We start from the raw sequence: 25512 nt of genomic DNA, 5'->3' as shown, positions 1-25512 counted from the left end.
AGCCGCTGCCGGCGAGCACCGAGAGCTCGGGATCGACCCCGCCATTGTCGCGCAAGACCAGGATGCCGGCGCAATCGACGTTGAGCAGCGAGGCAAGCTGGGTCAGCACGCCTTCGGCGAGCCGCTGCATCGACTTGAAGTCGTACAGCGTCGAGGCGGCATCGATGATGATCTCGAGCCCGCGGCGCGTCTGCACCATGCGTTCGAGCTGCTGATAGGAGCGCAGCGCCGCGGTCAGCGAGGTGAACAGCTTGTCGGCGGTGAGCTCGGTCTTGGCCTTGTAGTCGTTGATGTCGTACTGCACGATCACGCGCCGTTCCGGCGCCTGGCCGGGCTGGCCGGTGCGCAGGATGATGCGCACGGTCTCGTTCCTGATCTCGTTGCGGATGTACTCGACCAGCTCGAGGCCGGCGACGTCGGTCTCCATGATGACGTCGAGCAGCACGGCGGCGATGTCGCCGTGCTCGGCCATCAGCTTGCGGCCTTCCGCCGCGGAATAGGCCGACAGGATCTCCAGGCTCTGGCCGTTCAAGCTGTAATCCGAGAGAGCAAAGCGCGTGCCGTCATGCACGGCCGGATCGTCGTCGATGACGGCGATCTTCCATTTCCGGGCGTTGCTATCCTCCGACGCGGTACCGGTATCGTCGATCAGGTGGAGGACATCGTCCTGTTCGGCCATTGAGAAGATCCGTCACTTTCGGTGCTTTGCGCGCCGCCCTTGGCGACCCGGGGCATGATAATGCGAAAAGTAGTGCCTTGTCCCAGCTTGGATTCCAGCATCATGCGGCCGCCGAGCTGCTGGGTGACGAGGTTATAGACGATATGCAGGCCAAGTCCCGTGCCGCCTTCATTGCGACGGGTGGTAAAGAAAGGGTCAAAGGCCTGGCGCTGCACGTCGGGGGTCATGCCGGCCCCGTCATCGGTGAAGCTGATCTCGACGTCGTCGGTTCCGCGCGGCCGCGCCGAGATCGTGATCGTGCCGGCGCGCCCGTCGGCGAAGGCGTGGTTGGCGGCGTTGAGGAAAAGGTTGGTCAGGATCTGGCCATAGGAGCCAGGATAGCCGTCGAGCAGCAGCCCCTCGGGCACGTCGACCTCGAGCGTGATCGGCGAACGCTTCAGCACCGGGCGCAGGCTCGCGATGATCTGGTCGGTGGCTTCGCTTAAGCTGAATTGCCGTCGTTCGGCATGCGAGCGGTCGACCGCGACCTGCTTGAACGACTGGATCAGCTCGCCTGCGCGCTGGAGATTGGCGACGAGCTGCTGCGAGGCGTCGCGCGAGGACTGCACGAACTCCTCGAGCTGCGAGCGGCGCAAGCCGCCGTCGCCCTTGAGCTGGGCCTCGAAGATCTCGGTGCGCCGGGCAAGGCTGGAGGCGACCGTCAGGCTGATGCCGATCGGGTTGTTGACCTCGTGCGCGACGCCGGCGACGAGGCCGCCGAGCGCGGCGAGCCTCTCGGCGTCGATCAGATTCTGCTGCGCGGTGTTGAGCTCGAGCAGCGCGCTCTCGGCCTTCTCCTTGGACGCGCGCAGCTCGTCCTCGGTCTGGCGCTTGGCGATGGCGTTCTCGCGGAACACCTCCACCGCGCGCGCCATGGCGCCGACCTCGTCGCGCGCACGCGTGCCCTGCACCTCGCGGTCGAGGTCGCCGAGCGTGATCGCGCGCATCGCCGCCATGATCTGCTGCAGCGGCAGGCGGATCGACAGTGCGATCAAGACGCCCGCGGTGAGGATGATGCCGAGGAAGATCACCGCGATCGACAGCACCCGGCGGGAAATATTGGCCAGCGTGCGGTCGAAGGTCTCCTGCGCCTTCTGCTCGCGCTGGCGCATCTTGGTCGAGAGGTCGTCGATGGCGCCGATCGCCTCGGCCTGGCTGGCATCGATGGTGTTGCGGAGCAGCTCGGTCCGGCTCGCAAGCTGCTCGGAGAGCCTTGCAAAACCCTCGCGCAGCGCGGCGGTGCGGTCGGCGAGCTTTTGCAGCGCCATGCGCTGCAGGTCGTTGTCGGCGAGATCGATCATCACGGGGATGGTCTTCTCGATCGTCTCGGTGTTGCGCCGCGCGTCGTCGGCCGCGCCTGACGACAGCGACAGGTAATAGGAATTGGCCGCCACCAGCATCGCGGTGAAGGCCTCGCGGGACTTGCCGAGCGAGGGCCAGATCAGCGCGTCGCGATGGCCGGTGGCGCCCTCGATGATGGAATAGAGACCGGCCATGTCCTTGGCCGGGCCCTGCACCTGCTCCTCATAGGTCTTGGCGATGGTCGCCTGCACGCTGCGCAGCTCGCCGAAGCCGTTGAGGAAGCGATCGGTGGTGCGCTCCAGCTCCTCGACCGAGCCCGACAGCATCGGGTCCTTGGCGGCGCGGTTTGTCAGCGTGCCCAGCACCGCCTCACGCAGCAAGAGGATCTCGGCGAACAGGTCCGGGCTCGGCTGGTTGATGTAGCGGTGGATCAGGTTCTGCAGGCGCCCGGTCTCGCTTTCGAGCAGCGCCAGGATGCGGTCGGATTCGCGCACCTGGCGCACGTCGTCCCAGGCCGAGCCCAGCACCTGAGCGCCGTTCCAGATCATCGCCACCAGCACCACCACCACGGCGGAGTTCAGCGCGGCGATCGACAGGATGCGCCAGCGGATCGGCACCGCCCGCAGCACGCCAACGACTCGCGCGCGCAGCTGCCCGAGCGGGCCGGGCGGCCTGTCCGCGTGTTCGCTATGTCCAGGCGCAGCCAACAGGCGTCACTCCACCTTGCGAATGCGTTCGATCAGCGCGGCTGCCGCGGGATCGCGTCCGGCCTTGGCGTAGATCGGGGCCATCGCCTCCTCGAACGGCTTGCGATCGATGTCCTTGATGATGGTCACGCCCGCTTCCTGCGCCTTGCGCTGCGACTGCTCCTCGAGGTCGCGCCATTTCTCGCGCATGAATCGGCTGGAGCGCTGCGCGGCTTCCCGGAAGATCGTCTGGTCGTCCGGCGACAGGCTCTGCCAGGCCTTCAGCGAGATCACCAGCACCTCCGGGCTCATCGTGTGTTCGGTGAGCGTGTAGTGGCCGGCATGTTTGTAGTGGTCTGTCGTCACGAAGGATGGCCAGTTGTTTTCGGCGCCGTCGATCAGATGGTTGGCAAGCCCGGTGAGCACCTGTCCGTAAGGCAGCTCGACCGGCTCGGCACCGAGCGAACGGATCATCTGGCTCATCAACTCCGACTGCTGCACCCGAATCCGCAACCCCTTGAGGTCTGCGACACTCCTCACCGGGCGGACGCCATTGTAGATCGACCGCGCGCCCGAATCGTAAAAGCAGAGTCCGACGAAGCCGTAGGGCTCGAAACTGTTCAGGATCTCGCTGCCGATCGGCCCGTCCAGCACCTTCTGCATGTGCTCGATGGACCGAAACAGGAACGGCATCGCGAGCACGTTCATGGCCGGGACGAAATTGCCGATCAGCGCCACGTTGGTCCGGTTGAGGTCGATCGCGCCGGCCCGGGTCTGCTCGATGGTCTCCTTTTCCTCGCCGAGCTGACGGGAGTGGAACACCTTGATCTCGTGCCGGCCCTTGGTGCGCTCGGCGATCAGTGCGCCCATGTAGTGCAGCGCCTGGACGGTCGGGTAATCCTCGGTCTGGGTATCGGCGGCGCGAAATTCGCGCGCAACGGCGCCCGTCGTCCAGACGGCAAGCAGAAGCACGACGAAAATCACCCCGGTCCGCGAGAGTTCGGCACGGCTCAGCACTGGCACACTCAACCCCTCAGTGGTGGAGTCTAAGGCGGGAAGGAAAAGGTTCAATGCAATCTAAAGCGTTTTCCAGCGAAGTGGATACCGGTTCGCGTGAAGAAAACGCGTCAAATTAAGAATCTGGAGCCCCGTTCCGATCCGAACGGGGCTCCAGCGGATGGTAAAGGGAAGGCCATCCCGCCCGGCTCCGCGGGCCGATTGTGCGGCGCGACTGGGTCTCATTCCCGGTTGAAACCGCAAATGCCGCGCCTTAAGCAGGGCAGCGGTCTCGTCGACCGCGGCATGGGAAGAGCCATCGTGACCTCAGCATTGCGCCTCTTGCAGCTCGCCGCCGCCCTCGCGGCGCTCTCATTGGCCGCCCCTGCGCGTGCCGCCACCGACATCGCGTGGTGGCACGCCATGTCCGGTGAGCTCGGCCGGCAATTGGAAAAGCTCGCCGCCGACTTCAACGCCTCGCAGCCGGACTACCGCATCGTCCCGACCTACAAGGGCAATTACACCGAGACGGTGACGGCAGCGATCTTCGCCTTCCGCTCGCGCAGCCAGCCGGCGATCGTCCAGGTCAACGAGGTCGCCACCGCGACCATGACCGCGGCCAAGGGCGCGATCTATCCGGTGTTCAGCCTGATGCGCGACCAGGGCGAGCCGTTTTCGCTGGGCGACTACCTGCCCGCGGTCTCCGGCTACTACACCGATGCGGCCGGAAACCTGTTGTCGTTCCCGTTCAATTCCTCGACCCCGATCCTCTATTACAACAAGACCATGTTCCGCGAGGCGGGCCTCGATCCGGAGGTGCCGCCGAAGACCTGGCCTGAATTGGCGGCGGCCGCGAAGCGCCTGCGCGACCGTGGCGCGGCCTGCGGCTTCACCACGTCCTGGCCGTCCTGGATCCATGTCGAGAATTTCTCCGCCTTCCATAATCTGCCGCTGGCGACCCGCGGCAACGGCTTTGCCGGGCTGGATGCGGAATTGACCATCAACAATCCCGTTCTCGTGGGTCACGTCGCCCAGCTCGCCGAATGGCAGAAGACCAGGGTGTTCGACTATGGCGGACGCGGCCAGGCGGCCGAGCCGCGCTTCCAGAGAGGCGAATGCGGCATTTTCATCGGCTCCTCCGCGACGCGGGCCGACATCAAGGCGAATTCGAAGTTCGAGATCGGCTATGGCATGATGCCCTATTGGCCCGACGTGAAGTCCGCGCCGCAGAACTCGATCATCGGCGGCGCCACGCTGTGGGTGCTGCGCGACCGTCCCCGCAAGGAATACAAGGGCGTGGCGCGGTTCTTCGCCTATCTGTCGCAGCCCGGCGTGCAGGCTGCCTGGCACCGGAACACCGGCTATCTGCCGGTCACCCGCGCCGCTTACGAGCTCACGCGCTCGCAGGGCTTCTACGAGCGCAACCCGGGTGCGGCGATCTCGTTCGAGGAGATCACGCTGCATCCGCCGACGGAGAACTCCAAGGGGATCCGGCTCGGCTCCTTCGTCCTGATCCGCGGGGCCATCGAGGACGAGCTCGAGCAAGCCTTTGCCGGCCAGAAGAGCGCGCAAGCCGCGCTGGATTCCGCCGTCGAGCGCGGCAACAAGCTGCTGCGTCAGTTCGAGCGCGCAAGTCCGGACAGGTAGCGGGGAGCGGAGCGCGCGCCTCGTCCTTCGAGAGGACCGCTGTCGCGGTCTCCTCAGGATGAGGCTAAGCACCATTGGTGCTCGCTAAAACTGCTGCCGCACACTCCCGCCCTCATCCTGAGGAGCCCGCGAAGCGGGCGTCTCGAAGGATGGCCGCGGGCACACTGGTTTGAATGCGACGAAAGTGACGATGTCGAAGCCACTGCCTCACTTCACCGACGCCGAGAGCTTTCGCGCCTTCCGCTCCGATCCCTCGCGATGGTTGCCCATCGCGCTCGACATCGCGCGCGACCATGGTCTCGATGTCGGCGCACCACATGTCTTTGCGACGGGCACCAATCTCGTGATCGGGCTTGGCGACAGGCTGATCCTGAAGATCTTCCCGCCGCTCTTGCGCGCACAATTCGTCTCGGAGCGCGGCTCGCTGACGCAGCTTGCCGGCCGCTTGCATTTGCCGATCCCCGAGATCGTCGCGGAAGGGGTGCGGGACGGCTGGCCCTATCTCGTCATCACGCGCCTTGCCGGCACGCTCGGCTCGGAGGTCTGGCCGCGCCTGCCGGAAGAGCAGAAGGAGCGCGTGCTGCGCCAGATCGGCGAGACCATCGCGTCGGTGCAGCGCGCGCCGCTCGGTCCGCTCGCAAGCGTCGAGCCGCGCTGGGCCGACTTCATGCGTCGGCAGATGCAGGGCTGCAAGGCCCGGCATACGCGTCTTGGCCTTGCGCCGAAATTCCTGAGAGGCCTCGACGATTTCCTGCGCGATGCCGCAGAGCTCATTCCGATGGATGCGCCGCCGGTGATCCTGATCGGCGAATACATTCCGGAGAACTTCCTGCTCACTTGCGATGACGGCCAGTGGTCGCTCGCCGGCCTGTTCGACTTCGGCGACGTGCTGGCGGGATGGCGCGATTACGACCTGCTCGGCCCCAGCGCCTCCATGGCGGCGGGCCGGCCGGGCCGGGTGAAGAGCCTGCTCGAAGGCTTTGGCTATGCGAGGGCGGACTTCGCACTCAAGCGTCGGCTGATGGCCCTGATGCTGCTGCACCGTGCCAGCGATCTCAACGGCCACATCTGTATCGAGGGCTGGCAGGAGCAGGCGAGTAATCTGGTCGAATTGCAGGAATTGATTTGGCCGGCGTGATTGCCCCCCGCTCCACGCTTCCCTTGTCATTCCGTGCTCGATGCTGCGGGTCGCCCTCCGAATGACGGCCGTCGCTTATCGCCTGCTAACCTTTAGACTGAATCAGTTGAATCGCTTTGCTCAAGACGCCGGCGATGGCGCTAAAGCCGGTGGTCGTTTTTCCCTCCGCCTTCCACCGCTGGATGATGCCCGCGAACACCGAACGGCATTGCGAGATGGCGGCGAGAGCCCGAGCCTTATTGCTCGCGGCACGCAACTGGGACGCTGCGCTCTGCAGCGCGCTTCGCGCTTCCGGTGGAGCTCTTTCGTCAAGGCTATTGCTCATCTTGTCGAGCACGTTCGCGACGCAGTCGTAAAGCGGCTTGCCTGCATTCGCGCTGCAGGCATTGAGGCCCGTCTGGCCGACCTCGGCGGCTGATCCCGCGTGCGCCGGGCCGATGCTCAATGGAGCTGCGGTGATGAGCAGCAAGGCCATGAGGATCCGCAGGCCCCTCCCGGTCGATCGAATTGATTTCTGTCCCGACATCATGAGGCAATCTCTCTCGGTGCTTACCCCTTGGCCTGGATCAGTCTCACGGCCTTCGCCAGCACGCCCGCGATCGACGAAAGCCCGTGGTCGCCCCATCCAGGCACCATCATGCCGTTCGCGGCCTTAACCTGTCGCAGCGCGCCGGCGATTGCGGCCTGGCATTGCGTGATCGCGGAGAGCGCCTGCGCCTTGCTATTGGCTGCACGGAGCTGACTGGCCGCCGTCAGCAGCGCCCGTTGCGTCTCTCCGACCCTGATCGAATTGACGTCATTGGCCATGCGCTCCAGGACGTCGGCGACGCAATTGTAGAGAGCCTTGCCCTGGCTTGTGTTGCACCCCGAGAGACCGGAACTGGCCGTGTTCGCCGCGGCGATCAGCACGGTGGAAGCAGATGCCTGGCGGTCAGTAGCCAGGGCGCCCAGCATTACCAGCAAGACAAACGCGAGCATGCGCAAGGCGGTGTGCCGGAAGCCTCTGCCGGCGCCGAGAATGAGTGTCGTCATGAAAAGTCCCCCTTATTGCGGTGTGCTTGGTGTCACCGCGTTGCCGACCGTGAATTCGCACGGCACCGTCGTCAGCCTCGGTTCACCCTTAAGCGCGAACAGATGCTCCCACTGTGATCTGCGGCACACCACGCCACTTGGCGCGTCCTCGACGATGACGACGGCATAAAGCCGGTCGCGCTTCTGGAACGCCTTGATGCTGGTGTCTTCAGGAAAGGTCTGGAGCAGCGTCAGGACGCCATGGCCGCTGTCGGAATCGGCGGCGATGCCGGCAATCCCGGAAATTGTGCGCCATTTGCCGCCCTGAATCGTCGCGCCGATGAAGGTGCCCTCGGTCACGGTGTTCTGCAGGATTTTCTGCTTGAGGAATTCCGGGCCGAGTTCGCCACTCTGGCGCAGCCGGTTCTTCAGGCTCGGCGAGTAGAAGATCTTGTCGGTCCCGCCCTGAAATACGATGGTTGTGCCTTCCGGGCCGCCGGCGATCAGGTTCTGGAATTCGCGGCCGCTTAGCACGCCGGCCGAGGCCGGCAGGGTTTGCAGGATGGCCAGAATGATAGCGATGGACATCGTCAGTCGGGGCAGGACGAATTGGATGAGACGGGGAGGCTGGCGGGGCATGGAAGGCGAAAATGATTCCTAAAAATTCAATCCTAGATAGATTTCGATGCGCCGTCGAGGGGAGCTATTTCGGTCGGACGCTACGACGTCGCCGCCTCTCTCCTGTAGGAAGGCCGTGGGGGTCAGAAATTGTCGCTACTCGCTCGCCCTGCCTCCCGACAAAGAGTCCGGAAAGAGGAAATGGGGGAAAGTGGCGGCCCTCCACTCGCCTTCATTGACCGGGGAGACAGGTCGCCGGCATTTGCGTATCGTCTGCCGTGGATGATGGCACGATGGTGATGCAAGAAAGTCGTCTTTTGGTGGTGTTGGCGGTCGCGCTTGTGGCGCTGACCACAGGCCTCGCGCAAGCCGCAGCCGAGGCGCGCAAGCCTGTGGCCGATTCGGCGCCGCGGCTGGCGCTTGTGATCGGCAATTCGCATTACACAAAGCTTGGTACGCTCGCCAATCCGGGGCGCGATGCGGAGCTGATCGCGGACAGGCTCCTCCAGACAGGCTTCGAAGTGACCTCAGCGGCCGACCGTGATTTGAAAGGACTGTGGCAGGACGTTGACGAGTTCGCTCAGAAAGTGAAGATGCGCGGACCCGCGACCGTTGCTGTGCTCTATTACGCCGGCCATGGCGTCGAGAGCGACGGTGTCAACTACCTCGTGCCCGTCAACGCCGACATCCGGAAGCGCGCCGATATCGTGCCGCAATCCCTCAGCGTCAAACGCATCGCTGATCGCCTGTCCAGTGCAGGCAATGCGCTCAACATTCTCATCATCGATGCCTGCCGCGACAATCCGTTTCCTCCGGCCGTCGCGCTAGGTGCGGCCGGGCTGGTGCCGATGGGTGCCGTCTACGGCGTCTTTATCGCATCAGCCACCGGATCCGGAAAGCCGGCTCTCGACGGAGAGGATGGCCACAGCCCCTACAGCAGGGCGCTCGCGGAGGCGATGATCGTGCCCGGCGAGCGGCTGGAGGACGTGTTCAAGAGCGTGCGCCGCCAGGTGCGGCTCGCCACCGGCGAACAGCAGATCCCCTGGGAATCCACCTCGCTCGAGCTCGACTTCTTTTTCGTGCCGCCACCGCCTCCGCCGAGCCAGGCCGCGCAATTACTCGCGGCGGCGAAGGAGACCGGCAATGTAGCGCTGTACGATCTCCTGATCGACCGTTTTCCTGCGAGCCCCGAAGCTGACGAGGCGCGCGCCGCGGCTGCCGAGCAGAGAAGGGGGGCGGCCAACAGCGGGCCCGGAGCCGCGTCATTGGTCCTCGATCGCGCGCGGCGAACTCGCACGCCCGAAGCCTATGATCTCGTCGCCGCGCTGTTTCCCGACACGCCCGAGGCGGATGAGGCGCAAGCTGCGGCCTCGCGCCTGCGCGAGATCACGGTGCTCGACAGCGCCGGGCCGACCTATGAGGGTCACGAGCTGGTGCTGCTGATCCAGGCACAGCTGGTGCGGCTCGAATGCTTGGGCGGCGAGCAAGCCGGGGTGTTCGATGCCGCCACAATCCAAGGCCTGCGCCGGGCCTCACGGCTCTCCGACGAACACTTCCTCTGGTACCGGCCGACCATGGCGGCGCTGCGTGCTCTCAAGAAGGTGGACAGCCAGGACGGCTGTAGCAGGCGGAGGACGCTTGCAGTGCCGCGCTGCCTGCGCGTGAACAACGAGGACTTCTGTCAGTAGCGCCCGCCTAGTGGGCAGCTGCTCCGTCCAGTCTATTTTATGAGCAAATTACCGCATTTGTATGCAATGCCATACCCCAAGAGTCCGACCATGGATTCGCCCCAAGAAATATCCTGCTGATTATTCAGTGGGTTATACGGCAAGTGGAGTCCCCCAAGCTCTGGCATAAACCTTGCGAATCCGGCTCCAACCAAAAACTTGTGTTGGAGCGATTTCATGAAGCGCCGCGATTTCCTCAAGTCCGTTTCCGGGTTGGCCGCAGGCGCGGCGCTTCCGGCCATGCCATCATCGATCTCCACCGCCTATGCCGACGCCCGCTCGGAGACGTTGCTGATCGTCTCGGAGGGCGGCCCCAACAATCTCGACATCCACGGCGTCGGCACCAACGTGCCCGGCTATGAGGTGTCCTGGAATTGCTACGACCGCCTGATCAGCCACGAGATGAAGAGCGGTCCCGGCGGCGTGCCCTATTACGACCGCGACAAGTTCAAGGGCGAACTCGCCGAGGAGTTCAAGATCGACGACAAGTCGGTCACCTTCAAGCTGCGCAAGAACGCCAAATTTCACGACGGCGCGCCCGTCACCGCCAAGGACGTCAAATGGTCGCTCGACCGCGCCGTCAGCGTCGGCGGCTTCCCCACCTTCCAGATGAGTGCGGGCTCGCTCACCAAGCCCGAGCAGTTCGTCGTGATCGACGATCATACGGTGCGCGTCGACTTCCTGAAGAAGGACAGGCTGACGATCCCCGATCTCGCCGTGATCGTGCCCTGCATCGTCAATTCGGAGCTGGTGAAGAAGCATGCCAGCGAGAAGGACCCGTGGGGCCTCGAATACACCAAGCAGCAGACCGCGGGCTCCGGCGCCTACAAGGTGGTGAAGTGGACGGCCGGCACTGAGGTCATCATGGAGCGCAACGACGATTGGGTTTGCGGTCCGCTGCCGAAGATCAAGCGCGTGATCTGGCGCATGGTGCCCCAGGCCGGCAACCGCCGCGCGCTGCTGGAGCGCGGCGATGCCGACATCTCCTACGAGCTGCCGAACAAGGACTTCCAGGAGATGAAGGCCAACGGCAAGCTCAACGTGGTGTCGCTGCCGTTCTCCAACGGCATTCAGTATATCGGCATGAACGTCACCAAGCCGCCCTTCGACAATCCGAAGGTGCGTCAGGCGGTGGCCTACGCGCTGCCCTATCAGAAGATCATGGACGCGGTGATGTTCGGCCTCGCCAACCCGATGTTCGGGGCACCCAAGGACAAGCCGACCGAGGTCGCCTGGCCGCAGCCACACAAATACAACACCGACATGGACAAGGCGAAGGCGCTGCTGGCCGAGGCCGGCTACGCGGGCGGCTTCGAGACCACGATCTCGTTCGACCTCAACTTCGCCGGCGTCAATGAGCCGCTCTGCGTGCTGGTGCAGGAGTCTCTCGCTCAGATCGGCATCAAGACCACCATCAACAAGGTGCCGGGCGCCAACTGGCGAACCGAATTGAACAAGAAGGAGATGCCGCTCTTCACCAACGTGTTCTCGGGCTGGCTCGATTACCCCGAATACTTCTTCTACTGGTGCTATCACGGCAACAATTCCGTCTTCAACACCATGAGCTACAAGTCGGCGGAGATGGACAAGCTGATCGACGGCGCGCGCACGGCTGCGGCAGCGGGTGACAAGGCGGCCTACGATGCCGACGTAAAGGGCTTCGTCGATCTCGCCTTCACCGATATCCCGCGCATCCCGCTGTACCAGCCCTTCGTCAATGTCGCGATGCAGAAGAACGTCAGCGGCTACCAGTACTGGTTCCACCGCCGCCTGGATTATCGCGCGATGGCGAAGGGGTGAGAGGAGCGACTGGGGATTGGCGAGTGGGGATTGGCGAATAGCGAATAGGGGAACGTGATGACCGCCAAGTGCGAATATCCATTCGCCACTCGCCATTCGCCATTCGCGCAAGCGGAGCGCGCCCCATGCTGACCATGATCGGCAAGCGGTTGATGTTCGCGATCCCCTCGCTGATCGGCGTCGTCATCGTCACCTTCCTGCTGACGCGCGCGCTGCCCGGCGATCCCGCGGCCTATTTCGCCGGCCCGGCCGCGACGAAAGAAGCCGTCGAGCAGATCCGCAAGAAGCTCGGCCTCGACAAGCCGCTGATCGAGCAGTTCTTCCGCTACACCAACGACCTCGCCCATGGCGATTTCGGCAACTCGCTCACCACGGGCCAGCCGGTCGCGGCCGAGATCCGCAATCGCCTGCCGGCCTCGGCCGAGCTGACCCTGCTCGGCCTCATCGTCTCGGTCGTGATCGCCATTCCGCTCGGTGTGCTCGCTGCGACGCGGCCGGGATCATGGATCGATCATCTCTGCCGCGTGACGACCACGGCCGGCGTGTCGCTGCCGGTGTTCTTCACCGGCCTCGTGCTGGTCTATGTGTTCTATTTCCGCCTCGGCTGGTCGCCCGCGCCGCTCGGCCGTCTCGACGTGTTCTACAGTGCGCCGCCGACGGTGACCGGCTTCTATCTGATCGACACGCTGATCGCGCGCGACTTCGAGGCGTTTCGCTCGGCGCTGAGCCAGCTCATCCTGCCCGCGACCACGCTCGCGATCTTCTCGCTGGCGCCAATCGCGCGCATGACGCGCGCCTCGATGCTGGCGGTGCTCGCGTCCGAGTTCGTCCGCACCGCGCGCGCCAGCGGCCTGTCGCCGGCGACCGTCATCGTCACCTACGCGTTCCGCAACGCGATGCTGCCGGTCATCACCACGCTCAGCATGGTGTTCTCGTTCCTCCTCGGCGCCAACGTGTTGGTCGAGAAAGTGTTCGCCTGGCCCGGCATCGGCTCCTACGCCGTGGAGGCGCTGATCTCGTCGGACTTCGCGCCGGTGCAGGGCTTCGTGCTGACCATGGCGGTGATGTACGTGCTGCTCAATCTGATCATCGACATTCTCTACGGCGTGATTGATCCGCGCGTGCGGCTGGAGGGCTGAACCATGAGCTCCGTTGCGCCTGCCGTTGAGCCGGTCGGTCCCGCGCGAACCTCCGGCCTTGCCGCGATCCTCGAACAGACCCGCTATGTCCTCAGCGAGAACAAGATCACGGGCTTTGCCTTCGCATTGCTGATCCTGATCCTCGCCGCGGCAATCTTCGGCCCGTATGTCGTTCCCTACGATCCACTCGCCTCCGACACGGCCGCCGCGTTGAAGCCGCCGTCCGTGGCGCACTGGTTCGGCACCGACCAGCTCGGTCGCGACATCTTCAGCCGCGTCATCGTCGCGACCCGGCTCGACGTCTTCATCGCGGTCGCCTCGGTGGCGCTGGTGTTCCTGATGGGCGGGCTCGCCGGCATCGCCGCGGGTTACTTCGGCGGCTGGACCGACCGCATCGTCGGCCGCATCGCCGACACCATCATGGCTTTCCCGCTGTTCGTGCTCGCCATGGGCATCGTCGCAGCGCTCGGCAACACCGTGCAGAACATCATCCTGGCCACCGCGATCGTCAACTTCCCGCTCTATGCCCGCGTGGCGCGTGCCGAGGCCAATGTCCGCCGCAACGCCGGCTTCGTGCAGGCGGCGCGGCTGTCAGGCAACGGCGAATTCCGCATCCTCCTGGTGCACATTCTCCCGAACATCATGCCGATCATGATCGTGCAGATGTCGCTGACCATGGGCTATGCCATCCTCAATGCCGCCGGCCTCTCCTTCATCGGCCTCGGCGTCCGTCCGCCCACCGCCGAATGGGGCATCATGGTCGCGGAGGGCGCGGGCTTCATGGTGTCAGGAGAATGGTGGATCGCGCTGTTCCCCGGCCTCGCGTTGATGATCGCCGTGTTCTGCTTCAACCTCCTCGGCGACGGCCTGCGCGACATCGTCGATCCCCAGCGGAGGACGTGATGGTTGGTTCCACAATCACCGCTGCGCTCCCTCCCCCCTTGCGGGGGAGGGCGGGGGAGAGGGGTAGCCACGAACTCCGACCTCTCCCGGGGCCACCCCTCTCCCCGACCTCGAGAGCGAGCTTCGCTCGCCTCGGACCCCGCAAGGGGGGAGGGAGCGAGAGGCCGGTGCCTTCCTCACGCTCAAATTTCATGTCGAAATTCATCAATGATTTCAATGTCATTCTACTGTGCATGGAGTTGTTTTCGCACTTTTTGAGTGACCGGGGGCCCGCATGACCGCCCAGCCGCTGCTCGACGTCCAGGACCTCACCGTCGAATTCACCACCCGCCGCGGCATCGTCAAAGCCGTGCAGCACGTCGACATCTCCGTCGCCAAGGGCGAGACGCTCGCCATCGTCGGCGAATCCGGCTCCGGCAAGTCGGTGACCTCCTACGCGGTGATGCGCATTCTCGATCGCGCGGGGCGGATCGCCGAGGGCTCGGTGATGTTCTCCGGCATCGACGTCAAGGCCGCGACCGAAGACCAGATGCGCGACCTGCGCGGCCGCGAAGTCTCGATGATCTTCCAGAACCCGCGCGCGGCGCTGAATCCGATCCGCAAAGTGGGCGACCAGATCGAGGACGTGCTGCGCACCCATGTGCAGCAGGCCCAGGTGGCCGATCACGGCGAGAAGGCGATCGAGGCGCTGGAGCAGGTCAAGATCGCCCGCCCGCGCGAGCGCTACCACGCCTATCCGTTCGAGCTGTCGGGCGGCATGTGCCAGCGCGTCGTCATCGCGCTTGCGCTGGCCTGCAATCCGCAGCTCCTGATCGCGGACGAGCCGACCACCGGCCTCGACGTCACCACGCAGAAGGCGGTGATGGATCTGATCGTCGAGCTGACCAGGCGCCGCGCGATGTCGACCATCCTGATCACGCACGACCTGGGCCTCGCTGCCGCCTATTGCGACCGCGTCGTCGTGATGGAGAAGGGCCGCGTGGTCGAGACCGCGAAAGCCGCCGACATCTTCGCGAGCCCCCAGCACCCCTACACCAGGAAGCTGATGCGCGCGACGCCGCGGCTGGGTGTGTCGTTGCGCGATCTGTTGCCGGAGGAGGAGGGCGCCACCGTCATGGCCGGGCTTGACCCGGCCTTCCATCCCGCTTCGCAAGACTCTTCTCCGTCGATGGACTCCCGGGTCAAGCCCGGGGGTGACGAGAGTTCAAAACCACTCCTCCTCGTCGACAAGCTGGTCAAGGAATATCCCCGTCAGGGCGCGACCGCCGTGCTCGGAAAGCTGTTGGGCCGCAAGCCGCCGGTCGAGCCGGATGTGTTCCGCGCCGTCGACGGCATCAGCTTCTCGATTCGCGCTGGCGAGAGCGTCGGTCTCGTCGGCGAGTCCGGCTGCGGCAAGTCGACGACGTCGATGATGGTGATGCGGCTCCTCGACCAGACCTCCGGCCTGATCCAGTTCGACGGCGAGGACATCTCCGGCATCGCGCCATCAGCCTTTGCCCGGATGCCGCAGCGAAGCCGGATCCAGATGGTGTTCCAGGACCCCACCGACAGCCTCAATCCGCGCTTCACCGCCGCGCGCGCGATCGCCGACCCGATCATGCAATTGGGCGACATCAAGGGACGCGACGCGCTCCGCGCCCGCTGCGAGGAGCTGGCCACCATGGTCGGCCTGCCGCACAATCTGCTCGATCGCTTCCCGCACCAGCTCTCCGGCGGCCAGAAGGCCCGCGTCGGCATCGCCCGGGCGATCGCGCTGCATCCCAAGCTCGTCATCCTGGACGAGCCGACCGCGGCGCTGGACGTCTCGGTGCAGGCCGTCGTCCTCAACCTGCTGCAGGATCTCAAGGCGCGGCTAGGTATGAGCTATCTGTTCGTCTCGCATGATTTGAATGTGGTGCGCTTGTTGTGCGATCGTGTCATTGTGATGCGGACGGGGCGGATCGTCGAGGAAGGCTCTTCCGAGCAGGTCCTGGGCGATCCCAAGGACGACTACACCAAGGAGCTGCTGACGGCGATCCCGCATCCGCCGTTGCAGGTGCACTAAGAGTGCATCGATTGTTTGGGACGCGTGATGGCCGAGCCGCTGGACGATTATATCGACGCCGTATCGAAAGCGCTGGCGCTGCCGATCGAGGAGGCCTGGAGGCCTGCGGTGCGCGCCAACCTCGAAGTCTCGCTGCGGCTTGGCCGCATGGTCGACGAATTCGCGCTGCCGGACGAGACCGAGCCGGCGCCGATCTTCACCGCCTGACGCCGCCATGACCAGCAAGCCAGAGATGACGGCCTCCGAGATCGCAAGCGCGGTTGCGGGCGGCAAGATGTCCGCGCTCGATGCGACCGAAGCAGCTCTCGCGCGCATCAGGCAGCACGACACCATTCTGAATTCCTTCACCGACGTCACCGCCGATCGGGCCCGCGCGAAAGCACGCGCGATCGACGCCGATATCGCGGCGGGAAAGGAAGTCGGCCCGCTCGCGGGCGTGCCGTTTGCGGTGAAGAACCTGTTCGATGTCGCAGGCCTTTCGACGCGTGCGGGCTCGAAGATCAACCGCGACCTTGCGCCCGCCAAGCGCGACGCAACCTTGATCGAGCGGATGGAAGCCGCCGGCGCAGTTCTGGTCGGCGCGCTCAACATGGGCGAATATGCCTACGACTTCACCGGCGAGAACGTCCATGACGGCCCCTCGCGCAATCCGCATGACACGACGCGGATGACCGGCGGCTCGTCGGGTGGTTCGGGCAGCGCCGTCGGCGGCGCGCTGGTGCCGATCGCGCTCGGTTCGGACACCAACGGCTCGATCCGCGTGCCGTCCTCGTTCTGCGGCATCTTTGGCCTGAAGCCGACCTATGGCCGGCTGTCGCGCGCGCGCTCGTTCCCGTTCGTCGCGAGCCTCGATCATCTCGGCCCGTTCGCGCGCTCCGTCACCGACCTTGCGCTCGCCTACGACGTGATGCAGGGACCGGATGCCGACGACAGCGCCTGCAGCACCATGCGCGGGCTGGAACCGACGCTGCCGCTGCTCGCCAATCCGGTCTCGGATCTACGCATCGCCGTCGCCGGCGGTCACTTCCAGAAAAACGTGTTCCCCGAAGCGGTCGAAGCCGTCGGCCGCGTCGCCAAGGCGCTTGGCGCAACGCAAGTGGTCGACATCCCCGAGGCTTCGCGCGCCCGTGCCGCGGCCTATGTCATCACCACCACCGAAGGCGCGTCGCTGCATCTCGACCGCCTGCGCAAGCGCCCGAACGACTTTGATCCTGCCGTGCGCGACCGGCTGATCGCGGGCGCCATGGTGCCGGCGCCGCTGGTCGATCGCGCGCAGAAATTCCGCCGCTGGTATCGCGGGCAGCTTGCCGAGATCTTCAAATCGGTCGACGTGCTGCTGGCGCCGGCGACGCCCTGCACCGCGCCGAAACTCGGCCAGGTGAATTTCAACCTCGACGGCGTCGAGCTTCCGGTCCGCGCCAATATCGGCATCCACACCCAGCCGATCTCTTTCGTCGGCCTGCCGGTCGTTGCGGTGCCGGTGCCGCTCGAACCGCTGCCGATCGGCGTGCAGATCATCGCGGCGCCCTGGCGCGAGGACATTGCGCTCCGCGTTGCTCACACGCTGGAAAAGATGGGCGTGGCCGCCGCGCCCGCGCCAAGGGGACTGTGAGCGGACTTTAAGAGGAATTTGAGATGGAGATCGATCTCCCCGAGGTGATCGCGGAAGTCAAAGCCGCGTTCGAGCGCTATGAGCAGGCCCTCGTCGGCAACGACGTCGCCGTGCTCGGCGAGCTCTTTCGCAACGACCCCCGTACGCTGCGCTACGGCATCGGCGAAAACCTCTATGGCTATGAGGCGATCTCCGGCTTCCGCGCCGCCCGCTCGCCGGTCGGGTTGAACCGGCGCACCGCAAAGACGGTGATCACCAGCTATGGCCGCGACACGGCCGTGGCCTCCACCTTGTTCTATCGCGACACGGCGCCCGGCAAGGTCGGCCGGCAGATGCAGACGTGGATTCGCTTCCCGGAGGGCTGGCGCGTCGTCGCAGCTCATGTCAGCATCATCGACGAGCCGAAAGAGACCGTATGACGCTTGACGATCTTCCGCAGGGAACATTGCCGGCCGAGCCGGTGGTGCCGCGCGTCGACCGGGCGCAGCCCAGCGTGCACAAGGTCACGCGCGCCGAGGAGCTGCGGCTTCAACTCGCCGACGAGATCGTGCGCGGCGCCCTGGCCCCGGGTTCGCCGCTGGACGAGACCGACATCGCGCGGCGCTTCAACGTCTCGCGCACGCCGGTGCGCGAGGCGCTGCGCCAGCTGGCCGCAAGCGGGCTCGTCGAAGCGCGTGCCCACCGCGGCGCGGTCGTGGCGCAGCCATCCGTCGAGCGGCTGAAAGCCATGTTCGAGGCGATGGCGGAGCTCGAGGCGCTGTGCGCCGGCCTTGCCGCCGAGCGCATGTCCCCTGCGGAACGCCATGCGCTTGAGGCCGTCCACGAGGAGCTGCGGCTGCTGAGCTACGCCGGCAATCCCGAGCGCTTCCACGAGGTCAACGAGCGCTTCCACAACACGATCTATGCGGGCTCGCAGAACGGCTACATCGCCGAGATCACGCTGGCCACCCGCGTCCGCGTGCAGCCGTTCCGCCGCGCCCAGTTTCGCAATCTCGGCCGCCTCGCCAAGTCGCAGGCCGAGCACGACCGCGTCGTCGTCGCCATCATGCGCGGCGACAAGCAGGGCGCCGCCGCGGCGATGCGCGCGCATATCGAGCTGGTGCGCGGGGAATACGAGATCTATGCGGTGTCGGTGTAGGGCCCGCTCGTGTCCCGGACGCGGTGCAGCGCGTAGCTCTGCTCCGCAGAGCCGGGACCCATCTATCCATTTCGCACAGCGGCTCCATGGGCCCCGGTTCAGCAGCGCACCACTGCGTGATGCGCTGCGCCCGGGACACGAGACCTACGCCGTCGCGGCTTCCGCCATGAACTTCCGCCATCCCCCATACGCCGTGATATCGCGGGCATCGCCCAACGCCTCCGGCTCGACGAGAAAGCCCTTCACGCTGCGGCCGTCCGCAAGCCGGATCGTGCCGATCGCCATCGGCGCCGGAATTGCGTTGACGAACTTACCGAACGCGGACGACGACAGCGACCAGAGCTCCAGCTCGATCGCGGCGCCCTTGCCGGTCTCCACGCGCAGCATGCCCGGTTTCGGCGGCGTGGTCTTGAGCACATAGAGCTTGTAATCCGGCGCAGTCTTCGTTGCCTCGATCAGCTTTCCGTTCAGCGTCGTCAATTCGCCGTTCAGCGCCATGCCGGAGAGGTGCGCGCCGACCACCGCGATCGGAATCTCGTCGCTGCTGCTGGTGGCAAGCGCTGCGAGCGATGGCTGCGCCACGCCCTTCGCGCCGACGGTCAGCTTGGTATCTGCATGGAAGACGCGGCCGATGCTCGCCAGCATTGCATCGCGTCCTGCGGGCGCCAGCAGCGTGATGCCGAACGGAATGCCGTCGCTGCGCATCGATGCCGGCACGGCGAGGCCGCAGAGGTCGAGCAGGTTGACGAAATTGGTGTAGGTGCCGAGGCGGCTGTTGAGCTCGATCGGGTGGGCGAGCACCTGCGCAGTCGTATAGGCCGTTGGCGCCGTCGGCAGCACCAGCGCGTCGATGCCTGCAAAGGTCCGCTCGGCGATCTTGCGCAGGCCCTGCAGGCGATACAGCGCCGAAAAGGTCTCGGCCGCCGTCAGCCGCGCGCCGCCCGCGGTGATCTCGCGCGTCACCGGATGGATCGCATCCGGCGCGGAGGCGAGCAGGTCCTTGATCACGAGATAGCGCTCGGCGACCCAGGGACCCTCATAGAGCAGCCGCGCCGTCTCGTGGAACGGCTCGAGGTCGAACTCGACCAATGCAGCGCCAAGCGCAGTCCATCGCTTCAGTGCGTCGGCGTAAGCGGCTTCCGCCTTCTTGTCGCCGAAGAAGATCAGCTGCCCATCGCGCGGCACGCCCAGACGCAGATTTGCGGGCAACGGCGTGATCGCGCCTAGCGGCCGGTCGCGCGAGAATGGATCGGCCTGGTCCGGCCCCGCCATCACCGATAGCGCGAGGGCGGCATCGTCCACGGTCAGCGCGAACACCGAGATGCAGTCGAGCGTGCGGCAGGCCGGCACCAGCCCCGCGGTCGAGATCATGCCGAGGCTCGGCTTCAGCCCGACGATGTTGTTGAGCATCGCGGGCACGCGGCCGGAGCCGGCGGTATCAGTGCCGAGCGACAGCGGCACCAGCCCGGCGCCGACCGCGGCGGCCGAGCCCGAGCTGGAGCCGCCGGGAACGAGATCGTCGCGGATCGAATTCCTGGGAATGCCGTAGGGCGAACGCACACCGACGAGACCGGTTGCGAACTGGTCGAGATTGGACTTGCCGATGATGATGGCGCCGGCCGCGCGCAGCCGCTCCACCGCGGTCGAGTCGTGCGTCGGCGTGTAGGAGAAAGCCGGGCAGGCCGCCGTGGTCGGAAAGCCCAGCGCGTCGATATTGTCCTTCACCGCGACCGGCACGCCGTAGAGCGGCAGGCTGCCGGCATCTTTCGTCCCAAGCTTCTCGGCCTCCGCTATCGCGTCCTTCTCGTCGCGCAGGCTGATGAACACCGCGGGATCGTTGTGGTCGCGGATGCGCTGATAGGTCCGCGCGACCGTCTGCGCCGGCGTCATCGTGCCCGCGCGATGCGCGGCCACAATCGCGGCGATCGTTTCAGGCTGCTCAGCCCCCATGGCGACAAAACTCCGGCAATCTGGCTTCGCCCGGAGTGAAGCAAGCGATGTGCCATTGTGTACATTATCCGGGCGAATCCATCGCTCAGGATATTATCGTGCGATCAGTGGCTTGTGGGATATCCTGCCGGGCGCGTGGGCTGTCGCATCAGGGCTTGCGACGTGCATTTGCCCAAGTTGTGGGCAGTCGATCAAGTGAAGCCGGCGAGGATCCGGAGCAGGTGCGCCCGGTTTTCCTTGCCGATTTTCGCCTCGACGTGCCGCTCGTGCTCGGCGGCGAGCCGCTTGAACTTCGCCAGCGCCGCCTCTCCCTGCGCGGTGAGGTGCAAGGCGTGGGAGCGCCGGTCCTCCTTCGACTTGATGCGCTTGACGAACCTGCGCTGTTCGAGGCTGTCGAGCAGATGCACCAGCCGCGCGCGCTCGATGCCGAGGCGTTTTGCCACCGCCATCTGCGACAGGCCCGGATTGGCGCCGATCACCGTCAGCACCGAATATTGCGTCGGCCGGATGTCGACCTCGCCGAGCGTCTTGACGAAGTCCTGGAAGATCCAGATCTGGAAGCGCCGCACCGCATAGCCGGCGTGGCCGACCAGCGCGTCGAGGCCGATCTCGTCCGCGTCGGTCCGCCGCGCAGTGCCGTTGCCGGCGCGTTTGCGTGTGGCCGTCTGGGTTGCGCTGGCTGTCACATCGTGTCTCCCGCCGGGCAACCCTAGCGCTTCGGCAGCGCGAGCGGGAGATTGTTGTTGACGACAACAATTGTTCTGCCCAACATTATGGCCAAAGCAGCCCGGAGCGAGGCTGCGTCCGATCCGGAACGTCGGGCGAGGAGGAAAACCATGACAGCCGCCGCACGCGGTGACGCCACAGGCCTGTTCGCAACGCCAAGGACCGTTGCCGAGCATCGCGCCGACGGCAGCATCTTGCTGCGCTCGCCCGAGCCGCTGGGCGACAGCGCGCGTTGCATCGGCGACTGGCTGGAGCAATGGGCGCGGCAAACGCCCGACACGATCTTCCTCGCCGAGCGTGACAGCGCCGATACGCCCTGGGCCACCATGACCTACGCGGGTGCCCTGCGGCGGGTCCGCGCGGCGGCGTCCTGGATATTGGCGCAAGAGCTCAGCGCCGAGCGCCCCGTCGTGATCCTCTCCGACAACAGCATCGATCACGCGTTGCTCGCACTGGCCGCCCAGCATGTCGGCGTTCCCTCGGCCGCGATCTCGCCGGCCTATTCGCTGATGTCGAAGGATTTCGACAAGCTCAAGAGCATGATCTCGCTGCTTCAGCCGGGCGCGATCTATGTCTCCGCGACAAAGCCGTTTGCCGCGGCGCTGGCTGCGATCAAGCCGCTGCACACAGCGCAGATCATCAGCGGCAATGCCGGCGATGCCGATGCGCTCGCCTTCCGTGATGTCGCGGCAATGCCTGAAACGGGCGATGTCGCAACGGCCTTCGCCGCGGTGAGCCCCGACACGATCGCAAAATTCCTGTTCACCTCGGGCTCGACCGGTACGCCCAAGGCCGTCATCAACACCCAGCGCATGCTGACCTCGAGCCAGCAAGCCAAGGCGCAGACCTGGACCTTCCTGCAGCCGGGGCGCGGCGATCTCGTCATTCTCGATTGGCTGCCCTGGAGCCACACCTTCGGCGCCAACCACAATTTCAACCTCGTGCTGCGCAACGGCGGCTCGCTTTATATCGACGGCGGCAAGCCCGCGCCCGGCCTATTCGCGACGTCACTGGCGAACCTCAGAAGCGTGATGCCGACGGTCTATTTCAACGTGCCGCGCGGCTTCGACATGCTGATCGCGGCGCTTCGCAGCGACGAGGAACTGTGCCGCCGCTTCTTCAACGAGGTGAAGTTCGCCTTCTACGCCGGCGCCGCGCTGCCGCAGAATCTCTGGGAGGCCCTGGCAGAGCTTTCGACCAAGACCGTGGGTCGCACGCTGCCGCTGGTCTCGGCCTGGGGCTCGACGGAGACTTCCCCGCTCGCCACCGACTGCCATTTCCTCGCAGAACGCTCCGGCAACATTGGCGTGCCGATACCCGGGACCGAACTGAAGCTCGTCACCTCCGGCGACAAGCTTGAGGTGCGGGTGCGTGGCCCCAATGTCACGCCGGGCTATTGGAAGGCGCCGGAACTAACCAGGCAGGCGTTCGACGATGAGGGCTTCTATCTGATCGGCGACGCCGTGAAGCTTGCCGACGGCGCGCGGCCCGAGCGCGGCCTGTTCTTCGACGGCCGCGTCGCGGAAGACTTCAAGCTCAATTCAGGCACCTGGGTCAGCGTCGGCACGCTGCGCGTCGCCGGCATCGCCGCGCTGGCGCCGCTGGCGCAGGACATCGTCGTTGCGGGCCATGGCGGCGATGAGGTGCGCTTCCTCGTGTTTCCGAATATCGCGGCCTGCCGCGTTCATGCCGGGCTGCCGGAAATGGCGGGCGCAAGCGAGGTGCTCGCGCATGACAAGGTCAGGACCGCGATCGCGCAGGGTCTGGCGAGGCTGAAACGGCAGAGCGGCAACTCCTCCGGTCACGCCACGCGCGCGCTGCTGCTCGCCGAGCCGCCTTCGGTCGACGACGGCGAGATCACCGACAAGGGCTACATCAACCAGCGCGCCGTGCTGACGCGCCGTGCCGATGCGGTGACGCGGCTGAACGACGATGCGTCGGCGGAATGGATCGGCTGCGCCGGCTAGCGCGCCGTTGCCGCGCGTACTGCTCTCGTGCCCCGGACGGAGCGCAGCACGTAAGTGATGCGCTGCTGCGCCGGGGCCCATTTGTCCTCGTCCGCGCGGCTGCTTGGGTCCCGGCTCTGCGCAGCAGCGTTTCACGCTGCAGCGCGTCCGGGACACACGATCTGATGGTCGAATGCGCCAGCCACCCTGCCGCAATATATTCCTGATTCTTTTGTTGCCTAAGCAACTAATTTATGCGAACCGTTCCAGGCAGCGATGACGGCGGGGAAACTGCCGCGTCCGATCCTGGAGGAAACGATGCTCGGCCCGAACGCTGCCGGCGGCAAACGCCGGCGCATGCCTGGACGTGACGGAAGGCGGCCGTCAGGTCTCGGGGCTGCCGGTGACCGCGCCGAGGTTTTCGTGCAGCCGGCGCAGCAGATCAATCAGCACCTCGCGCTCGTCCTTGCCGAGGCAGGACAACAGGCGCCGCTCACGTTCGAACGCCGCGACAATCACCTTGTCGTGGATGGTGCGGCCCCTCGCCGTCAGCGAGATCGAATGGGTGCGGCCGTCGTTCGGATCGGTACGGATCGACACCAGCCCGCGTTTCTCCAGTCCCGCCAGTGTCCGGCTCACCGGCCCCTTGTCGAAGCCAATGACGTGGCAGATTCGCGAGGCCGGAATGCCGGGCTCGATCGCCAGCAGCGACATGATCCGCCATTCCGTGACGTTGACGCCGAACTGCTTCTGATAGAAGGCGGTCGCGCTGTTCGAAAGCTTGTTGGCGATGAAGGTGATGAACGCCGGGACGTAGCGGTCGAGATCGAGCGTCGGTCCCACATCCGTGGGCGCGGGCTTCTGGCGGACTCTGGTCGAAGACGGCGGCATATCGGGTTTCTGACTCGCGGCGGACCCGCCGACCTAAGGGCATGCGCCGTCCTTTCACAAGATCAAAATCAGGGAGGTCTCCTATGAGCGCATCCGGCTCCGCGGGATCGGGTGTCCCGCATCTCGACGTCGACCCCTTCGACATGAAATTTTTTGCCGACCCCTATCCCACCCATGAGCAGCTGCGGGAGGCGGGGCCGGTCGTCTATCTCGACAAATGGAAGGTCTACGGCGTGGCGCGCTATGCCGAGGTCCATGCCGTCTTGAACGATCCCGCCACCTTCTGCTCCAGCCGTGGCGTCGGCCTATCCGACTTCAGGAAGGAGACGCCATGGCGGCCGCCGAGCCTGATCCTGGAGGCCGATCCGCCCGCGCATACCCGCACCCGCGCCGTGCTGTCGAAGGTGCTGTCGCCGACCGTGATGAAGCAGGTGCGCGACCGCTTTGCCGCCGCGGCGGAAGAGCGGGTGGATGCGCTGCTGGATGAGCGCAGCTTCGATGCGATCGCCGATCTTGCGGAAGCCTATCCGCTTTCGATCTTTCCGGATGCGCTGGGCCTGAAGTCCGAGGGCCGCGAGCATCTGATTCCCTATGCCAGCGTCGTGTTCAACGCGTTCGGTCCGCCCAACCAGTTGCGCCAGGAGGCGATCGAACGCTCGGCACCGCACCAGGCCTATGTTGCCGAGCAGTGCCAGCGCGAGAACCTGGCGCCGGGCGGCTTTGGGGCCTGCATTCATGCGCAGGTCGACGACGGCGCCATCACGGCGACCGAAGCGCCGCTCCTGGTGCGCTCACTGCTGTCGGCCGGTCTTGACACCACCGTCAATGGCATCGGCGCCGCGATCTATTGCCTCGCGCGCTTCCCGGATCAATGGCTGCGCCTGCGCGAGGATCTGACGCTGGCGCGCAACGCGTTCGAGGAGGCCGTGCGCTTCGAAAGCCCGGTGCAGACCTTCTTCCGCACCACGACGCGCGAGGTCGAGCTGTCGGGCGCGCGGATCGGCGAGGGCGAGAAGGTGCTGATGTTCCTCGCCGCCGCCAATCGCGATCCGCGGCGCTGGGACCAGCCCGACAGCTACGACATCACCCGCCGCACCTCCGGCCATGTCGGCTTCGGCTCGGGGATCCACATGTGCGTCGGCCAGCTCGTCGCCCGCCTCGAAGGCGAGGTGATGCTGACGGCGTTGGCACGTCGGATCGCGAAGATCGAGATCACGGGCGAGCCGAAACGCCGCTTCAACAACACGCTGCGCGGGCTCGACAGCCTGCCCGTCACCATCACCCCGGTCTGACGAGGAGTCCTGATGCCCGCCATTACCTTCATTCATCCCGACGGCAAGTCCGACCGCGTGGAGACCTCAGGCGGCGAGAGCGCCATGCAGGCCGCGACCCATCACGGCCTCGACGGCATTCTGTCCGAATGCGGCGGCAACGCCATGTGTGCGACCTGCCACGTCTACGTCGATGACAGCTGGCTCGCGCGCCTGCCCGACATGGCTGATGACGAAGACGCGCTGCTC

23 protein-coding genes are annotated in these 25512 nt (G+C 65.6%); 14 read left to right on the top strand and 9 right to left on the bottom strand.

Going from position 1 to position 25512, the window contains the following annotated elements:
• From IC50_RS09945 to IC50_RS09935, 3 genes are all read right to left on the bottom strand, one after another.
• Window positions 1-679: DUF3369 domain-containing protein (locus IC50_RS09945; RefSeq protein ID WP_035703518.1), on the bottom strand; the 679-nt coding region annotated here is incomplete at its 3' end.
• Window positions 649-2727, bottom strand: a complete 2079-nt coding sequence (locus tag IC50_RS09940; protein ID WP_035703516.1) for a sensor histidine kinase — start codon at window positions 2725-2727, stop codon at window positions 649-651. The genes IC50_RS09940 and IC50_RS09945, both read right to left, overlap by 31 nt.
• A gap of 6 nt (window positions 2728-2733) precedes the next feature.
• Window positions 2734-3729 carry a TRAP transporter substrate-binding protein gene (locus IC50_RS09935; protein ID WP_035703526.1) on the bottom strand — a complete coding sequence of 332 codons (996 nt, stop codon included), beginning with the start codon at window positions 3727-3729 and terminating at the stop codon, window positions 2734-2736.
• A 279-nt stretch (window positions 3730-4008) separates the two neighbouring features.
• On the opposite strand from IC50_RS09935, the gene ugpB reads away from it, so the two are divergent.
• A complete protein-coding gene (ugpB, locus tag IC50_RS09930; RefSeq protein WP_035703523.1) occupies window positions 4009-5349 on the top strand; it encodes a sn-glycerol-3-phosphate ABC transporter substrate-binding protein UgpB in 1341 nt (446 codons plus the stop codon).
• A 190-nt stretch (window positions 5350-5539) separates the two neighbouring features.
• Complete coding sequence (locus IC50_RS09925; RefSeq protein WP_035703514.1) at window positions 5540-6487, top strand: aminoglycoside phosphotransferase family protein; 948 nt, start codon at window positions 5540-5542, stop codon at window positions 6485-6487.
• Window positions 6488-6572: 85 nt separating this feature from the next.
• On the opposite strand, the gene IC50_RS09920 is transcribed toward IC50_RS09925, so the two are convergent.
• The 3 genes from IC50_RS09920 to IC50_RS09910 all read right to left on the bottom strand — a co-directional run bounded on the left by IC50_RS09920 (window position 6573) and on the right by IC50_RS09910 (window position 8086).
• The gene (locus tag IC50_RS09920) at window positions 6573-6962 is read right to left on the bottom strand and encodes a hypothetical protein (RefSeq protein WP_157460936.1); all 390 of its coding nucleotides are present in this window, start codon (window positions 6960-6962) and stop codon (window positions 6573-6575) included.
• Window positions 6963-7036: 74 nt separating this feature from the next.
• Complete coding sequence (locus tag IC50_RS09915) at window positions 7037-7519, bottom strand: hypothetical protein (RefSeq protein WP_035703510.1); 483 nt, start codon at window positions 7517-7519, stop codon at window positions 7037-7039.
• 12 nt (window positions 7520-7531) lie between these two features.
• A complete protein-coding gene (locus IC50_RS09910; protein ID WP_035703507.1) occupies window positions 7532-8086 on the bottom strand; it encodes a hypothetical protein in 555 nt (184 codons plus the stop codon).
• Window positions 8087-8409: 323 nt separating this feature from the next.
• Between IC50_RS09910 and IC50_RS09905 the strand changes: the two genes are divergently transcribed.
• The 9 genes from IC50_RS09905 to IC50_RS09865 all read left to right on the top strand — a co-directional run bounded on the left by IC50_RS09905 (window position 8410) and on the right by IC50_RS09865 (window position 18479).
• Window positions 8410-9804 carry a caspase family protein gene (locus tag IC50_RS09905; protein WP_081492400.1) on the top strand — a complete coding sequence of 465 codons (1395 nt, stop codon included), beginning with the start codon at window positions 8410-8412 and terminating at the stop codon, window positions 9802-9804.
• Between the two features lie 216 nt (window positions 9805-10020).
• Window positions 10021-11643, top strand: coding sequence for an ABC transporter substrate-binding protein (locus IC50_RS09900; RefSeq protein WP_035703505.1), 1623 nt, complete (start codon window positions 10021-10023; stop codon window positions 11641-11643).
• 125 nt (window positions 11644-11768) lie between these two features.
• The gene (locus IC50_RS09895; RefSeq protein ID WP_035703503.1) at window positions 11769-12782 is read left to right on the top strand and encodes an ABC transporter permease; all 1014 of its coding nucleotides are present in this window, start codon (window positions 11769-11771) and stop codon (window positions 12780-12782) included.
• A gap of 3 nt (window positions 12783-12785) precedes the next feature.
• Window positions 12786-13685 carry an ABC transporter permease gene (locus tag IC50_RS09890; protein ID WP_035703501.1) on the top strand — a complete coding sequence of 300 codons (900 nt, stop codon included), beginning with the start codon at window positions 12786-12788 and terminating at the stop codon, window positions 13683-13685.
• 274 nt (window positions 13686-13959) lie between these two features.
• Window positions 13960-15729, top strand: coding sequence for a dipeptide ABC transporter ATP-binding protein (locus tag IC50_RS09885; protein ID WP_035703498.1), 1770 nt, complete (start codon window positions 13960-13962; stop codon window positions 15727-15729).
• A 27-nt stretch (window positions 15730-15756) separates the two neighbouring features.
• Window positions 15757-15936 (top strand): DUF4089 domain-containing protein, encoded by a 180-nt coding sequence (locus IC50_RS09880; RefSeq protein ID WP_035703495.1) that lies wholly within the window; start codon window positions 15757-15759, stop codon window positions 15934-15936.
• 7 nt (window positions 15937-15943) lie between these two features.
• Window positions 15944-17341, top strand: coding sequence for an AtzE family amidohydrolase (locus IC50_RS09875; protein ID WP_035703493.1), 1398 nt, complete (start codon window positions 15944-15946; stop codon window positions 17339-17341).
• 23 nt (window positions 17342-17364) lie between these two features.
• Window positions 17365-17760, top strand: a complete 396-nt coding sequence (gene hpxZ, locus IC50_RS09870; RefSeq protein ID WP_035703492.1) for an oxalurate catabolism protein HpxZ — start codon at window positions 17365-17367, stop codon at window positions 17758-17760.
• The gene (locus IC50_RS09865) at window positions 17757-18479 is read left to right on the top strand and encodes a GntR family transcriptional regulator (protein WP_035703491.1); all 723 of its coding nucleotides are present in this window, start codon (window positions 17757-17759) and stop codon (window positions 18477-18479) included. Before hpxZ ends, IC50_RS09865 begins: the two co-directional genes overlap by 4 nt.
• Window positions 18480-18623: 144 nt before the next feature.
• On the opposite strand, the gene atzF is transcribed toward IC50_RS09865, so the two are convergent.
• Together atzF and IC50_RS09855 are read right to left on the bottom strand one after the other, a co-directional pair.
• Window positions 18624-20429, bottom strand: coding sequence for an allophanate hydrolase (gene atzF, locus IC50_RS09860; protein WP_035703489.1), 1806 nt, complete (start codon window positions 20427-20429; stop codon window positions 18624-18626).
• Between the two features lie 191 nt (window positions 20430-20620).
• Window positions 20621-21115, bottom strand: coding sequence for a MarR family winged helix-turn-helix transcriptional regulator (locus IC50_RS09855; RefSeq protein WP_035703487.1), 495 nt, complete (start codon window positions 21113-21115; stop codon window positions 20621-20623).
• Window positions 21116-21265: 150 nt separating this feature from the next.
• Here IC50_RS09855 and IC50_RS09850 point away from each other — a divergent pair, with 150 nt between their 5' ends.
• Window positions 21266-23122, top strand: a complete 1857-nt coding sequence (locus tag IC50_RS09850; RefSeq protein WP_035703486.1) for a feruloyl-CoA synthase — start codon at window positions 21266-21268, stop codon at window positions 23120-23122.
• Window positions 23123-23485: 363 nt separating this feature from the next.
• Here IC50_RS09850 and IC50_RS09845 read toward each other — a convergent pair whose 3' ends face one another.
• Entirely contained in the window at window positions 23486-23992 is a 507-nt protein-coding gene (locus IC50_RS09845) for a MarR family winged helix-turn-helix transcriptional regulator (RefSeq protein ID WP_035703484.1), read from the bottom strand.
• An 83-nt stretch (window positions 23993-24075) separates the two neighbouring features.
• On the opposite strand from IC50_RS09845, the gene IC50_RS09840 reads away from it, so the two are divergent.
• Window positions 24076-25284, top strand: coding sequence for a cytochrome P450 (locus IC50_RS09840; RefSeq protein ID WP_035703482.1), 1209 nt, complete (start codon window positions 24076-24078; stop codon window positions 25282-25284).
• Between the two features lie 12 nt (window positions 25285-25296).
• The coding region (locus IC50_RS09835) for a 2Fe-2S iron-sulfur cluster-binding protein (protein ID WP_035703480.1) at window positions 25297-25512 on the top strand (216 nt) is incomplete at its 3' end.

The organism is Bradyrhizobium genomosp. I (2014), from assembly GCF_000261685.1.
Lineage (GTDB): Bacteria > Pseudomonadota > Alphaproteobacteria > Rhizobiales > Xanthobacteraceae > Bradyrhizobium.
This window is presented reverse-complemented; position numbering and strand designations above follow the sequence as displayed.